The sequence below is a fragment of the Nocardioides sp. NBC_00850 genome (assembly GCF_045207335.1).
Taxonomy (GTDB): Bacteria; Actinomycetota; Actinomycetes; order Propionibacteriales; family Nocardioidaceae; genus Nocardioides.
Genome location: NZ_CP108845.1, coordinates 5,414,229 through 5,428,520 on the forward strand (window position 1 = coordinate 5,414,229; position 14,292 = coordinate 5,428,520).

The 14,292-nt window shown below is 69.0% G+C and carries 15 protein-coding genes and 1 riboswitch; of the genes, 4 read left to right on the forward strand and 11 right to left on the reverse strand.

Annotated features, from left to right (window positions below):
- Positions 1 to 56 precede the first annotated feature (56 nt).
- From smpB to ftsE, 5 genes are all read right to left on the reverse strand, one after another.
- Complete coding sequence (smpB, locus tag OH802_RS26215) at positions 57 to 536, reverse strand: SsrA-binding protein SmpB (RefSeq protein ID WP_160024725.1); 480 nt, start codon at positions 534 to 536, stop codon at positions 57 to 59.
- 66 nt (positions 537 to 602) lie between these two features.
- Positions 603 to 1,874, reverse strand: coding sequence for a peptidoglycan DD-metalloendopeptidase family protein (locus OH802_RS26220; protein ID WP_406023319.1), 1,272 nt, complete (start codon positions 1,872 to 1,874; stop codon positions 603 to 605).
- Between the two features lie 78 nt (positions 1,875 to 1,952).
- Entirely contained in the window at positions 1,953 to 3,218 is a 1,266-nt protein-coding gene (locus tag OH802_RS26225; protein ID WP_406023320.1) for a murein hydrolase activator EnvC family protein, read from the reverse strand.
- Positions 3,219 to 3,242: 24 nt separating this feature from the next.
- Complete coding sequence (gene ftsX, locus OH802_RS26230) at positions 3,243 to 4,151, reverse strand: permease-like cell division protein FtsX (protein ID WP_406023321.1); 909 nt, start codon at positions 4,149 to 4,151, stop codon at positions 3,243 to 3,245.
- Between the two features lie 72 nt (positions 4,152 to 4,223).
- A complete protein-coding gene (ftsE, locus tag OH802_RS26235; RefSeq protein ID WP_008358693.1) occupies positions 4,224 to 4,913 on the reverse strand; it encodes a cell division ATP-binding protein FtsE in 690 nt (229 codons plus the stop codon).
- Between the two features lie 74 nt (positions 4,914 to 4,987).
- On the opposite strand from ftsE, the gene OH802_RS26240 reads away from it, so the two are divergent.
- A complete protein-coding gene (locus OH802_RS26240) occupies positions 4,988 to 5,611 on the forward strand; it encodes a hypothetical protein (RefSeq protein ID WP_406023322.1) in 624 nt (207 codons plus the stop codon).
- Positions 5,612 to 5,776: 165 nt separating this feature from the next.
- On the opposite strand, the gene OH802_RS26245 is transcribed toward OH802_RS26240, so the two are convergent.
- The 6 genes from OH802_RS26245 to OH802_RS26270 all read right to left on the reverse strand — a co-directional run bounded on the left by OH802_RS26245 (position 5,777) and on the right by OH802_RS26270 (position 11,600).
- Positions 5,777 to 6,520 (reverse strand): alpha/beta fold hydrolase, encoded by a 744-nt coding sequence (locus OH802_RS26245; protein ID WP_406023323.1) that lies wholly within the window; start codon positions 6,518 to 6,520, stop codon positions 5,777 to 5,779.
- Positions 6,521 to 6,524: 4 nt separating this feature from the next.
- On the reverse strand, positions 6,525 to 7,643 hold the full coding sequence (gene prfB / locus OH802_RS26250) for a peptide chain release factor 2 (RefSeq protein ID WP_400458673.1): 1,119 nt from the start codon (positions 7,641 to 7,643) through the stop codon (positions 6,525 to 6,527).
- A gap of 167 nt (positions 7,644 to 7,810) precedes the next feature.
- Positions 7,811 to 8,629 (reverse strand): C40 family peptidase, encoded by an 819-nt coding sequence (locus tag OH802_RS26255; protein WP_406023324.1) that lies wholly within the window; start codon positions 8,627 to 8,629, stop codon positions 7,811 to 7,813.
- 5 nt (positions 8,630 to 8,634) lie between these two features.
- A riboswitch (cyclic di-AMP (ydaO/yuaA leader) is annotated at positions 8,635 to 8,806 on the reverse strand.
- A gap of 213 nt (positions 8,807 to 9,019) precedes the next feature.
- Positions 9,020 to 9,700 carry a response regulator transcription factor gene (locus OH802_RS26260; protein ID WP_176884042.1) on the reverse strand — a complete coding sequence of 227 codons (681 nt, stop codon included), beginning with the start codon at positions 9,698 to 9,700 and terminating at the stop codon, positions 9,020 to 9,022.
- 14 nt (positions 9,701 to 9,714) lie between these two features.
- Positions 9,715 to 10,632: a non-homologous end-joining DNA ligase gene (gene ligD / locus OH802_RS26265; RefSeq protein ID WP_406023325.1), complete on the reverse strand. Its 918-nt coding sequence runs from the start codon at positions 10,630 to 10,632 to the stop codon at positions 9,715 to 9,717.
- Positions 10,632 to 11,600: a DNA ligase gene (locus OH802_RS26270; RefSeq protein ID WP_406023326.1), complete on the reverse strand. Its 969-nt coding sequence runs from the start codon at positions 11,598 to 11,600 to the stop codon at positions 10,632 to 10,634. Before OH802_RS26270 ends, ligD begins: the two co-directional genes overlap by 1 nt.
- A 121-nt stretch (positions 11,601 to 11,721) precedes the next feature.
- Between OH802_RS26270 and OH802_RS26275 the strand changes: the two genes are divergently transcribed.
- From OH802_RS26275 to OH802_RS26285, 3 genes are all read left to right on the forward strand, one after another.
- A complete protein-coding gene (locus OH802_RS26275) occupies positions 11,722 to 12,555 on the forward strand; it encodes a Ku protein (RefSeq protein WP_406023327.1) in 834 nt (277 codons plus the stop codon).
- A 103-nt stretch (positions 12,556 to 12,658) separates the two neighbouring features.
- On the forward strand, positions 12,659 to 13,015 hold the full coding sequence (locus OH802_RS26280; protein ID WP_406023328.1) for a YciI family protein: 357 nt from the start codon (positions 12,659 to 12,661) through the stop codon (positions 13,013 to 13,015).
- Entirely contained in the window at positions 13,012 to 14,289 is a 1,278-nt protein-coding gene (locus OH802_RS26285) for an RNA polymerase sigma factor (protein ID WP_406023329.1), read from the forward strand. Before OH802_RS26280 ends, OH802_RS26285 begins: the two co-directional genes overlap by 4 nt.
- The last annotated feature ends 3 nt before the right edge of the window (positions 14,290 to 14,292 follow it).

Below are 14,292 nucleotides of genomic sequence, written 5' to 3' on the forward strand. Positions count from 1 at the left end.
CTGCAACCAGGCAACAGGACAACACTACAGTCCCCCGCCGGCATTCCCCACTCGGTTTATCCCGTCATCCCCTTGAGCTTGCGGCCGACCTCGACCTCGGCCTCCCGCTTGGCCGTACGCTCGGCGATGGTGTTGCGCTTGTCCCACGACTTCTTGCCCTTGGCGACGCCGATCTCGACCTTGGCGCGACCGTTGAGGAAGTAGAGGGCGAGGGGGACGACGGTGAGGCCCTTCTCGGAGACCTTGCGCTCGATCTTGTCGATCTCGGCACGGTGCAGAAGGAGCTTGCGCTTGCGGCGGGCGGAGTGGTTGGTCCAGGTGCCGTTGAGGTATTCGGGGATGTGGATCCCGTGGATCCAGGCCTCGCCACGGTCGATGTCGACGAACCCGTCGACCAGGGAGGCGCGACCCTCACGCAGCGACTTCACCTCGGTGCCCTGCAGGACCATGCCGGCCTCGTAGGTGTCCTCGATGTGGTAGTCGTGTCGCGCCTTCTTGTTCTGCGCGATCATCTTGCGCCCCTGCTCCTTCGCCATTCCTCCATTCTCTCAGGCGCAGGGTCATGACCGCGAAACGTTTAGAACCCCCAGCCGGACAACCAGCTACAGACCCAGCATCGGCATCGGGTCGATGATCTCGCCGTCCCGCAGAATCATGAAGTGCAGATGGCACCCGGTGGACCAGCCGGTCGTCCCGGCGAGCCCGATGACATCGCCGCGCGAGACCGTGTCGTCGACGTCGCTCCGGTACGCCTCGAGGTGGTTGTAGACGGCCGTGTAGGAGTGCCCGTTGATGTTGCCGAGGAACAGGTGCAGACGGTTTCCGTACGCGTCGTTCCACTCCTGCGCGATGACGGTGCCCGACTCGGCAGCCCGCAGCGGCGTGCCGCAGGGGGCGTGCAGGTCGACCCCGTCGTGCAGCTTGTACTCCCCGGTGGTCGGGTGGGTGCGCATCCCGTAGGGCGAGGTGACGTACGAGTCGGCGACCGGCATCGCCAACATGCCCACGAGCGAGTCGACGGTCCGGTTCTGCGCGCCCTCGGCGAGCGCGGCGATCTTCTTCTCGAGCTCGGCGTCCTGCTTCTGGAGCTCGGCGAGGACCTTGCGGTCCTCCTCGGCCAGCTCGGCAGCCTTCCTCCTGGCCGCCGCCGTCCGTGTCACCAGGGCCGCGATCTCGTCGCTGGCCTCGGCCGCGCGGGCCCGGAGCCGCTTGACCTCGGCGACCTTCCTGGCGGCGGTCCTCTCGGTGGCCGCCACGGCCGTGGTCGCCCGGCGCTGGCCGCGTTCGCGACGGGCGACCAGCCGCTCCCCGGCCCGCAGCCGGTCCAGCGTGCTGGCCTTCGAGGAGGTCACCGCGTCGGTGTAGTTGCGCCGCCGCATCAGCTCCTCCAGCGTCGCGCCCTCGAGCAGCGCCGAGAACTCCTGGAGCCGCGGGTCACCGACGGCGGTGAACTCCTCCAGGATCGTGTCGCGGAGGTCCTCCTGGGACTCGGTCGCCCGCTTCCGCGCGGTACGCAGGTCCGTACGCGCGGCCTCGAGCACGGCTCGCTGCCGCTCCAGGGACGCCTCGGCACGGCGGTGCTCACGGGCGGCCGCCCGCAGGCGTACGTCCGTCTTCTTCAACCGGGACCGGGCGCCGGCCAGCTTCTTCTGGGCGGCGGCCAGGGCCGTGGTGGCTCGCTGCAGAGCGTCGCTGGAGTGCTCGACGGCGTGCTTGGCCGCCTCCTTCTCCTTCTCGATCTGCTCCTGCTGGTCCTCGAGCGAGTCGTCGGCTCGGGCGAGCGGGGTGATCAGCGTCCCGGCGAGCACGCAGCCGATGAGCAGCGCGAGCAGGGGACGGCTCAGACGGATGGCGCCGAGTCGCGCGGGGTGCAAAGCATTGCCTCCGGTGGCAGTGGGGGGGGTGACCGGACGAGCAGGAGACGATACCCCCCAGGGCTCAGCTGCCGGAGTTCAGCCCAGCAGTGGTGCCGGGTCGACCGGAGTGCCGTCGCGCAGGATCGTGAAGTGCAGGTGGCAGCCCGTGGACCAGCCGGTGGTCCCTGCGTACGCCACGGTCTCACCGCGCCCGACGGACCCTGAGGTCCTCGCGTAGCTCGAGATGTGGTTGTAGACGGCGGTGTAGGAGTGCCCGTTGACCTTGCCGAGATACAGGTGCAGACGGTTGCCCCACACGCTGGAGTACGAGGTCGAGATGATCTGCCCAGAGTCGACGGCGAGCAGCGGGCGGCCGCAGGGTGCGGAGAAGTCGGTGCCGTTGTGCAGCGAGACGTAGCCGTAGATCGGGTGCTTGCGGATGCCGTAGGGCGAGGTGACGTAGGTGTCGGTCACCGGCGGCCCGAAGAGCCCGCCGACCGACCCGACGTTGCGGTCGGAGCCGGAGCCCGCCGAGGCGAGCGACCGGATCTTCGTACGCAGCGCCGACTCCTCGGCCTCGAGCTTGCGCAGCTCGGCGGCGTCCGCCGCCCTGGCCGCCTCGGCCGACTGCTTCGCGGTGGCTGCCTGGTCGGCCAGCGTGGACATCTCGGCGTGGGCCGCGGCGGCCTGGTCCCGGAGCGAGTCGACCTCGGCGACCAGCTGCCGGGCCTTCTTCTCCTTGGCCGCGATCGCGTCGGTCGCCTCCTGCACCTCGCCCTCGCGGACGACGAGCATCGTCTCGGTCGCCTCCATCCGTTGGAGGGTGGCGTCCTGGCCCGCAGAAGCCGCGTCGACGTACGTCTGCTGGCGCATCAGGTCCTCGAGGGAGCCTCCGGAGAGCAGGGCCGCCGCCTGGGCGAGCTGCGGGTCTCCCCCGGTGAACCGGGTCAGGATCGCGTCGCGCATCTCCTCGCGCTGCACCTTCACCTCGGCCTGGCCCTCGGCGAGCTCCCGCTTCGCCTCGGCGAGCAGCAGCTTCTGCTCGGCGAGCTCGGCCTCGAGCTTGTCGTGCGCGGCCTGCACCTCGACGAGCTTGGCGTTGAGCTCATCGAGACGGGTCTTGGCCTGGTCGAGCTTCTTCCGGGCCGCGGCGTACGTCGCCGACGCCTTGCGCAGGCCGGCGCTGGAGTGCTCGAGATCCTCGGCGGCGGCCTTCTGGTCCTGCTGGACCTCGCGCTGCTCCTGCTCGAGGCGGTCCTTCTCGTCGGCGGAGGAGGGAAGGGTGGGCGAGAGCAGCACGGCAGCCACCACGGCGCAACTGAGCACAGCGGCGAGCGAACCGGCACGGGGGAAGGCGTGCACCCCCCAGACGCTAGGGGATCCGGGTCAGACCTTGATGTATTTGCGGGTGAGCAGGAGTGTCGGGACGAGCGTGAGCAGGATGCCGAGGATCGCGACGATCGCGAAGGAGCTGAAGAACTCCTCCCAGCCGACCCACTGGGTCACCGCGGTGGACGAGAGCCGCTGCTCGACGCCGAAGTACATCACCGCGGCCAGCGCGATCCCGGACAGCCCGATCCCGACCAGGGCCACCACGAGCGACTCCAGGAGGAACGGCAGCGCGATGTAGAGGGTCGAGGCACCGACCAGTCGCATGATCCCGATCTCACGACGGCGGGCGAAGGCCGCCAGCCGGATGGTGTTGGCGACCAGCAGCAGCGCCGCGATCACCAGCACGATCGCGCCGACCAACGCCGCGCTCTGCAGCCCGTCGACGGCGGCGAGGATGGGCCCGGTGACCTCGTGGACGTCGCCGACGTGGTCGATGCCGTCCAGGCCGGCGACCGCCTCGATGATCTCGGCGGAGTGGTGCGGGTCGGTCATCGTGACCCAGTAGGACTCCCACATGTCGCTGGACTTGACCACCGGGTCGGGACCGCTGACGCCTTCGACGTCGAGAGCCTGCAGCCGCGCATAGGCCTGCTCCTGGCTCTCCTCCTCGATCTTGTCGACGTACCTGTTGTCGTCGAGGGCGGCGGTGATGACCTTCTTCTGGCTGTCGTCGACGGCCCCAGCGCACTGCGGGTTGCGGTCGTTGGCGCCGTTGCACATGTAGAAGGTGATCTGCAGCTCGTCGCCCCAGACCTCCTCGGTCAGCTGGGCCTGCTCACGCAGCAGCAGGCCGACGCCGGCGAGGGTGAGCGAGACGAGCAGCGTCAGGGCCACCGCGACGTGCATCGACAGGTTGCGGCGTAGCCCCTGGCGGAGCTCGGTGAATACATAGCGCAGCTGCATGGCGGGTCGAGGAACCTTTTCTGGGTTGTGGAACCTGGTCGAAGGTGAGGGGGCCGGCTCAGAGCCGAAGCCTCAGAACTGGGCTCCGTAGCCGCCCTGGACCTGGTCGCGTACGAGGTGGCCGTGCTCGAGCTCGATGACGCGCTTGCGCATCTGGTCGACCATCTGGACGTCGTGGGTCGCCATCACGATCGTGGTGCCGGACCGGTTGATGCGGTCGAGCAGGCGCATGATGCCGACGGTGTTGCCGGGGTCGAGGTTTCCGGTCGGCTCGTCGGCGATCAGGATCATCGGCCGGTTGATGAACGCGCGGGCGACGGCCACGCGCTGCTGCTCACCACCGGAGAGCTCGTCGGGCATCCGGTCGCCCTTGCCGTCGAGACCGACCAGCTCGAGCGTCTCCGGGACGCGCTCCCGGATCTCGCGGTTGGAGTGACCGGTCACCTGCATCGCGAAGGCGACGTTCTCGGCGACGTTCTTGTTTGCCAGGAGGCGGAAGTCCTGGAAGATCGTGCCGACCTGGCGGCGCAGCCGCGGCACCTTCCAGCCGGCGAGCCGGTTGATCTCCTTGCCGGCGACGTAGACCCGGCCGGTGGTCGGGCGCTGCTCGCGCAGCATCAGCTTGAGCGCCGTCGACTTCCCAGAGCCGGATTGGCCCACGAGGAAGACGAACTCCCCCTTCTGGATGTCGATCGAAAGGCTGTTGAGGGCGGGGCGCGCCTGCCCTGGGTAGGCCTTGCTGACCTTCTCGAAGCGGATCACCGCACCGAGGGTAGTGCAACGGTGGTGGGCTCAGCACTTCGGCTCTGAGATACCTGCCCCTGTACTCTGACGGCGTGCGCTCTGCAGTCCGGATCCTCATCGGTGCCGTAGTCCTCACCGCGATCGCGGTCGGGGTCGGCGTACTCACCCTGAAAGACGACGAGCCCGAGGTCGCCGAGGTGAAGGGCGACCTGAGCACCACGGACACCACCACGATGCACGTACGCCGCGGCGCGTTCTGCGACCGCGTCCCCACCGAGGACGCGACCGAGGCCCTCGGCGGCGCTGCCGCCGAGAAGAAGGCCTACGGCGACGGCGACCAGACCGCCATCTCGGGTGAGGTCAACGACGTCTCGCAGGAGTACGGCTGCATCTGGACCGGCCCGGAGGACTCGGCCACCTCCGCGCGGGCCTGGGTCTTCGCGCCGCCGGTCACCCTGGACTGGGCCACGCAGATGACCAAGAGCGTGCCCAAGGGCTGCAAGGCCGCGTCGACCCCTGCGTACGGGAAGCCGTCGGTCGCCCTCACCTGCACCGACGCGAAGAAGCAGACGAAGGTGGTCTACCGCGGCCTCTTCGGCGACGCCTGGCTCTCCTGCGAGCTCACCGGCAAGGCCGGCGAGGCGCCCGCGACGGTCCAGAAGCGCGCCTCCCGCTGGTGCCTGGTGACCCTCACCGCGGCCGCCGCTGACGCCTGAGGTTCTCGATCGAGGCCCGGTCCCGGCGCGTCGTTTGCACCGACCTAAAGTCTAGTGCTTTAATCGACTTAGTCGCTCGGGCCGGGTAGGCACCTCACCGGGCGGCGCGCGCCGCCGCGGGCACTGAGTCAGAGCAGAGCCGGCTGGCGAGAGCGGGTGGGGTCCTTAGGGATGGGGATCCCACCCGCGACGCGGGACGCGTCGCATCCAGCACCGCGACGCGAGCCAGGCCAGGACGGTTTCGGCGAACTCGGCGGGCTGGTTGCGATGCACGAAGTGACCGACGTCGAAGTGGACGAGGTCGGCCTGCGGAATCCGCTGAGCGACCTTCTCCAGGTCCGACTGCGGGATGTGGCTGTTGCCGCCACCGGCCACGATCAGGGTCGGCATGGGCAGCAGCTCGAGCTGCTCCCACATCCACGCGTCGTACGTCGTCGCTTCGACCAGCAGGGACGCGATGCACTCCCAGTCGTGGGGCATCGACCTGCCCGCGCGCCCGGGCGACCTGCGCTCGCGCGGCGCGGGTGGCACCACGTCCTCGATGATCAGCCGGGAGACCAGGTCGGGCCGGTGCATCGCAACCAGGAGGGCGACGTTGCCGCCGGTCGAGTGCCCGACGACCACGGCACCCGAGATCCCGAGCGCGTCCATCGCCACGATGACGTCGTCGGCGATGAGCCGGTGGGAGTACTCCGAGGCCCAGTCCGAGTCCCCGTGTCCACGCATGTCGAAGGCATGCACCCGGTGGGCGGCTGCGAACGGCGGCACCACACCCTGCCACCGCTTCGCACTGCCTCCGAGCTCGTGCAACAGCACCATCGGCACCCCGTCCTCGGGACCGTAGGCGTCATAGACGTACGCCGCTCCCCGGCCCGGGAGTGGAAGCCTGGTGCGCGTCAGCGCAACCATCAACTCAGTTCTGTTCGGCCTTCTCGGCGCCGCGGCGCCATCGGATGCCGGCCTCGAGGAACCCGTCGATGTCGCCATCGAAGACCGCCTGCGGGTTGCCGGTCTCGTAGGTCGTACGCAGGTCCTTGACGATCTGGTACGGGTTGAGCACGTAGTTGCGCATCTGGTCGCCCCACGAGGCGGCGACGTCACCCTTGAGATCCTTGAGATGGGCCTCCTCCTCGGCCTTCTTCAGCGCGAGGAGCTTGGCCTTGAGGACGATCATCGCGGCGGCCTTGTTCTGCAGCTGCGACTTCTCGTTCTGGCAGGAGACCACGGTGCCGGTCGGGATGTGGGTCAGCCGGACCGCGGAGTCGGTGGTGTTGACCGACTGGCCACCCGGCCCCGAGGAGCGGTAGACGTCGACCTTGATCTCGTTCTCGTCGAGCTCGATCTCGTCGGTCTGCTCCAGCACGGGCACGACCTCGACCGCGGCGAAGGAGGTCTGGCGGCGGCCCTGGTTGTCGAAGGGGCTGATCCGCACCAGACGGTGGGTGCCGGCCTCGACGGAGAGGGTGCCGTAGGCGTAGGGGGCGTGGATCGCGAAGGTGGCGGACTTGAGGCCGGCCTCCTCGGCGTAGGAGGTGTCGAAGACCTCCACCGGGTACTTGTTGCGCTCGGCCCAGCGGACGTACATCCGCATCAGCATCTCGGCGAAGTCGGCGGCGTCGACGCCACCGGCGCCGGAGCGGATCGTCACCAGGGCCTCGCGGGAGTCGTACTCCCCCGAGAGCAGGGTGCGGATCTCCAGGCTCTCGACGGCCTTCTTGACCCGGCCCAGCTCGGCCTCGGATTCGGCGAGCGAGTCGGCGTCGCCCTCCTCCTGGGCCATCTCGACCATCAGGCCGAGGTCCTCGATGCGGGTGCGGAGCTCGGTGAACTTGTTGAGCTCGCCCTGCAGCAGGGAGAGACGGCCGGTGACGCGGGTGGCGTTGTCCTGATCGTCCCAGAGGTCGGGCGCGGCGACCTGCTCGCCGAGGTCGGCGATCTCCTTGCGCATCGCGTCCAGGTCCAGCACCTGGCCGATGGTCTGCATCGTTGCCTGGAGCTGCTTGATCTCGGTGTCGAATTCGGGGCCTGCCACGTCTTACAGGTTACTTGACGCGTGGTACCGCACCCGATTCGCCGACCCCACTGTGCCGACCTCCTCGGGGCTCCGCTTCGGAAAATATGCGCTCGCCCTCCGGTAGGGGAACCGGAGGGCGAGCGCCAGGGGGATATATGGGTCCCGAGACTGTGCCGAAAAGAGGGTCAGGCCTGGTGGGTCGAGCCGGCGAACCAGCCGTCCCAGGCAGCCTCTTCACGAACAGACGCGCCCGGCTTGGGAGCGTGCAGCATGATCGCCTGGCCATTCTCCCAGCGCAGGAAGATGCCGACGTGATAGACGGGGCTACCGAAGAACATCAGGTCGCCGCGCTGGATCTGGTCGTTCGGGATCGTCGGCAGCGCAGCGGCCTGGTCCCGCGAGACCCGGGGAAGCTCGATGCCGGCGGCCCTGAAGGCGTACTGCGTCAGGCCGGAGCAGTCGAACGAGCTCGGACCGGTGGCACCCCAGACGTACGGGTCGCCGATCTGCTCCGAGGCGACACTGATCGCCCGCTCGATCTTGCCCTCCTGGCTCGCGGCGTAGGCCTTCGCCTCTGCCTCGGCCTTCTTCTTCGCCTCCGCGGCCTTCTTGGCGGCGATCGCTGCCTTGCGCTTCGCCTCGGCGGCCTTGCGAGCTGCCTCGGCCTTGCGCTCCTGCACCTCGACAGCCCTCTCGAGCTGCTTGATGTCGGTGAGCATCGCCGTGGGGGTGGCCGAGGCCTCCAGGGTCGGAGCCTCCACCACCTTGGCCGGCGCGACGGTCGACTCGGCGGTGGTGGTGGTCTCGTGGGAGACCGGGGCGGCGTTGGCGGCGGGCACCGCTACCAGGGCACCGGCGGCGATGCCGCTGGCGAGGGTGATGCGGCCGACGAGCTTGCCGTGGCCACTGAGAGATCCTGCGATCGTCCGGGCGATCGAGACGTTCGGCGACCGGAACGGGCGCGGCGTGCCTCGATGGGCAGGATGAGATACGGACTTGGACATGCGTGAGTTCCTTCCCACGCCTGCGAGGTGAGCTGTCGGGTTCGGGCTAGAAGGTTGCCCGGCCATCTGCGATGGCTTCACCCCAAGCGACCGTCCGAGTTAGTCGCGTGGAACTTGGGTCCCCCGCTCCTGTCCCATACGTACTGCTGAGTGTGAGGGTAAAGGGGGTTCAGTAGTAGGGGCCGGCGTCCGGAGGGACAGGATTCGGCGTGTACCGGGGCCGGTCGTGCGTTCTGCACGGCTCATCCAAGGTGACATGCGATCTGGAACGGATCCAATCCCGAATGGCCGAATCTGGAGCACAATCGGCGTGTTCACGCGTGACTTTGCCGTCGTTTGTGAAACATCTCACGCACTGAACACGCATATGACACCGTGTCGAACTTGCGTTTACTCCGCTGCTTCGAGACGGAAACCGACGCCGCGGACGGCGACGACCTTCTCCTGCACACCGGCCGCCTCGAGCTTCTGGCGAAGGCGTCCGACGGTGACGTCGAGCGTCTTGGTCGAGCCGTACCAGTTCTCGTCCCAGACCTCGGCCATCAGCCGGTCACGGGAGACGACCTTGTCGCGGGAGGCGGCCAGGACGGCCAGCAGCGCGAACTCCTTGCCGGTCAGGGTCACCTCGCGCTCGCCGGCGTAGACCCGGTGGGCAGCCACGTCGATGCGCAGGGCGTCGTCGTCGGCGCCGGGCTCGACCGGACCCGAGCGGCGCAGGAGGGCACGGACCCGCGCCTGGAGGACGGCCAGCGCGAACGGTTTGGCCAGGTAGTCGTCGGCACCGGCGTCGAGCCCGACGACCAGGTCGATCTCGGCGTCACGGGCGGTGAGGATCATGATCCCGCCCTCGTAGCCGTTGTCGCGAGCGGCCTTGCAGACCTCGAGCCCGTCCATGTCCGGAAGGCCCAGGTCGAGCAGCACCAGCTCGGCGTCGTACGGAGGTGCCAGCAGCTCCAGCGCCTTCTTGCCGGAGTCGACCCAGGTGACGTCATAGCCCTCACGCTGGAGCGTGCGCACCAGGGGAGCAGCGATGTCCTCTTGGTCTTCTACGACAAGCACGGAGTTCGACATGAAGAGAACAATAGTTACAGCCCCGTAGGGCTTGTGAAGAGATCCCCCCTTTCAGATAAGCGCGTGATCACATCGTTAGGTCCCAGCTGGTCGATACCGAGCGGATCCTCGGCCCCTTCTGAGACCTCGTCCCAGGTGACCGGGGCCGCGACCGTCGGGGTCGCCTTGCCCCGTAGCGAGTAGGGACAGATCGTCGTCTTCGATCCCGAGTTCTGCGACCAGTCCAGGAAAACCTTCCCTGACCTGCGGCTTTTTGTCATCGTCGCGGTGACCTTGCGCGGGTGGGCCTTCTGGAGGTCCTCGGCGATCTCCTTGGCCAGCGCGGTGGCGACGTCCGGTTCGACGGGGTCCGGCAGGGCGGCGTACAGGTGGAGGCCCTTGCTCCCGCTGAGCACCGGGGTCGCGGGTAGGTCACGGGCGGCCAGCGCCTCCCGCACCAGCAGCGCCACCTCGCAGCACTCCTGAAGGCCGGCCGGCTCGCCCGGGTCGAGGTCGATCACGATCCGGTTCGCGCCGGCCGGGGTGCCGTCGGCGCCGACCGTCCACTGGTGGACGTGCAACTCCAGCGCGGAGAGGTTCGCGGCCCAGGTGAGGGCGGCGAGGCTGTCGAGGATCGGAAAGGTGAGTGTTCCCTCCTTGTGGTCGGCGGTTCGGGATCCCGTTGTCGGAACGATGACCGTGCGGACCCAGCTGGGGGTGCCGGCCGGTGCGTTCTTCTCGAAGAACGACATGTCGCCGACGCCGTGCGGCCAGCGGATCCTCGTCACGGCGCGGTCCTGGAGCTGCGGCAGGAGCGCCGGCGCGACCTGGGCGTAGTAGTTGAGCACCTCGCCCTTCGTCATGCCCGTACGTGGATAGAGCACCTTGCTGAGGCTGGTCAGGGTCAGGACCCGGCCGTCGACCTCGACGCGTACCTCTTCTCGTTCGACCATCACAGATCCTCCGGTGAGACGTCGTCCCTGATCCCGATGAAGCTCGGCTGCCTCAGCCGGCCCTTGTAGCTCGCCGCCGCGACGGCGGTGCCGTGGGTCTCCACCTCGACGACGAGGAGCGGCTCGACCCAGTGGGTGCCGCGAGCGTCGACCGGCGGCACTCCCCCGTCGGGGTCGACCTCGGGTCCGGCGAAGGGGCTCCGGCTGGTCTCGCGGAGCAGCTCCCCGAGCCGCTGGGCCCGTTTGCCGGTGATGCCGCTGCCGACCCGCCCGCGGTAGATCAGACCTTCGGGCGTCGGCTGCCCGACGAGCAGAGCGCCGAGACGTTCCGTGCCGCCCTCGGTGCCCACCTCGGGGCGCCAGCCGCCGACCACCAGCGAGGCCCGGTAGCGGTGGGCCAGCTTGATCCAGTCCTTGCTCCGCTCCCCCGGCCGGTAGCGGCTGCCACGACGCTTGGACACGATCCCCTCCAGCCCTTGCGCCCGCGTCACCTCGTGGAGCATTCGGCCGTCGTCGTACGTCGCCGGCACCTGCCACGAGCCCAGGTCGCCTTCGGCATGGACGGCCTCGAGGATCTTGCGGCGCTCGGTCCAGGGCTCCTCGATGAGCAGCCGCCCGTCGAGACGGAGAAGATCGAAGACCATGTACGTCGCGGGGATCTTCTCCGCGAACCGCGCCGCCCGACGGACGTCGCGGTTGTGCATCCGGTCCATGAGCACTCGGAAGTCGGGCAGCCCGGCATCGTTGAGCGCGATCACCTCCCCGTCGACGACGATGTCGCGTTCCGGGCCCGTCGCGATCTCGGGCCAGGCGGGGGTGGCGTCGTTGTCGTTGCGGGTGACGAGGCGGGTCTGCGTACGTCCTTGCCCGGACTCTCCGATGAGGCGGATGCCGTCCCACTTGACCTCGTGGACCCACTCCTCCCCCGGAGGAACGTGGGCGCCAGGGGTGGCGAGCATGGGACGCATGCGTCCATCTTGCTTCATCTCGCGAACGGGTGTGGCGGCTCTGACGTGGGCGAATGGGGTACCGGTATTGGGGAATCCGACAGATACTTGGTGAATCCATCCCAACCGACGAGGGGGCCGCATGCGTGCGATCTGGAAGGGCGCGGTGTCGTTCGGGCTGGTCAGCGTGCCCGTGAAGCTCTATTCGGCGACGGAGTCCCACGACGTCTCCTTCCGTCAGGTGCACCAGTCCGACGGTGGCCGGATCCGCTATCAGCGGATCTGTTCGATCGACGGCGAGGAGGTGCCCTACTCCGAGATCGCGAAGGGCTACGAGACCGAGGACGGCGAGATGGTCGTGCTCACCGACGACGACTTCGCCAACCTGCCGACGACCTCCTCGCGCGAGATCGCGGTGGAGAAGTTCGTGCCGAGCGACCAGATCGACCCGATGCTCTTCGAGAAGAGCTACTACCTGGAGCCGGAGAACACCGGGGTCAAGCCCTACGCGCTGCTGCGCCAGGCTCTGCTCGAGGCCGACCGTGTCGCCCTGGTGACCGTCGCGCTGCGGCAGCGCACCACGGTCGCGGCGCTGCGGGTGCGGCCGACCGACAACGGCGACGTGATCGTGCTGCAGACGATGATGTGGCCCGACGAGATCCGGGTGCCCGACTTCAAGGTCGAGGCCGGCGAGATCAAGGACTCCGAGATCAAGATGGCCAACATGCTCGTCGAGACTCTCGCGGGCGACTTCCATCCCGAGGAGTTCTCCGACGACTACGCCAGCGCGGTCGAGGAGATGGTGAAGGCCAAGATCGAGGGCGGCGAGGTCGAGCGGACCCCCACCTCCACCAAGACCTCCGGCGAGGTCGTCGACCTGCTCGCAGCCCTGCAGCGCTCGGTCGCCGCGGCGAAGAAGTCGCGCGGTGAAGAGGTCCCCGACGAGGCCGAGGACGCAGCGACCGAGGCTTCGTGAGAATTTTCTGGCGCACGGGTGTCGAAGACGCGAGGGTGAGTTCGACGCGTACGTGACGCCGCACCCGACCGAGGCTGCGGCAACGACCTGCGAGGAGCAGACGATGCGCTACATCATGTTCGTGAAGATGGCCCCCGGCCACGACGCCCCGCCCGCCACGCTGATGAGCGCGGTGGAGGCCGAGATCAAGCAGCAGGCGGCCGACGGGATCCTGCTCGACGCCGGCGGCTACGGCCCGATCCACGAGCTGCGGCTCGCGGGCGGCGAGGTGACCACCACCGACGGGCCGTTCTCCGAGACCAAGGAGGTCATCGGCGGCTTCTCGCTCTTCGAGGTCCGTGCGCGCGACGAGGCCGTCGAGCAGGCCCGTCGGATGATCGCGCTGCACCAGGAGTTCTGGCCCGGGCAGGATGTCGCGATCGAGGTGCGCGAGGTCGCCGGCGGGCCCGCGGAGGAATGAGCGATCTCTCGACCGACGGGGCGGTCACCGCGGTCTGGCGACGAGAGTCCGCACGCGTCGTGGCCGGTCTTGCGCGGATGACCCACGATCTCGACCTCGCCGAGGACCTCGCGCAGGACGCTCTCGTCGCGGCCCTGGAGCAGTGGCCGCGCGAGGGCATCCCGCGCAACCCCGGGGCGTGGTTGATGTCGGTCGCGAAGCGGCGCGCGATCGACGGGTTCCGGCGCGAGGAGGTGCTGCGCCGCAAGGTGACCGAACTGGGACATGGGCTGGAGGAGGCTGACGTGGCTGATCTCGCCGAGGCTGTCGACCACATCGAGGACGACGTACTCCGACTGATGTTCCTGTGCGCTCACCCAGCGCTGCCGCCGGAGTCGCGTACGGTGCTGACACTGCGGCTCGTCGCCGGCTTGTCGACGGCAGAGATCGCGCGGGCCTACTTCGCGAAGGAGTCGGCGGTCGGGCAGCGGATCTCGCGCGCGAAGCGGACCCTGGCCGAGGCGAAGGCATCCTTCGACGCGCCAGCCGCCGCCGAGCGCGCGCCGCGGCTGCGGCATGTGCTCCAGACGGTCTATCTCCTGTTCAGTGAGGGGTACGCCGCGACGGGAGGCGACTCCTGGACCCGCCCCGAGCTGTGCCAGGAGGCGATGCGGCTGGCCCGGATGCTGGCCGCGCTGGCACCCGACGAGCCCGAGGCGCAGGCGCTGCAGGGGCTGCTGGAGATCCAGGGCTCCCGGCTCCCGGCCCGGTTCGACGCAGCCGGCCATCCGGTGCTGCTGGAGGACCAGGACCGCACCCGGTGGGACCAGCTGCTGCGCCGCCGCGGACTCGCTGCCGTCTCCCGTGCCCAGGCGCTCGCAGCGTCCGGTCACCCGGGCGGGACCTACCTCGTCCAGGCGATGATCGCCGCCTGCCATGCTCGCGCACGGCGCGCGGAGGAGACCGACTGGACCGAGATCGCCCGGCTCTACGACATCCTGGCGCAGATCGCGCCAGGCCCAGTCGTCGAGGTCAACCGCGCGGTCGCCCACGGTCGTGCCTCCGGGCCCTCGGCCGGGCTGGCCGTGCTCGACGCCCTGCCGGAGGACACCCTGCGCGGCTCCCACCTGGTCCCATCCGTACGCGGCGACCTCCTCGAGCGCGCCGGACACGCGGCAGCGGCCGCGGCCGCGTTCACCGCGGCTGCCGCGCTGACCACCAACACGGACGAGCGTGCGCTTCTGGAAAGGCGCGCGGCCGCGTGTCGAAACCATCCGTCCCCGTCCGACGCGTAAGTA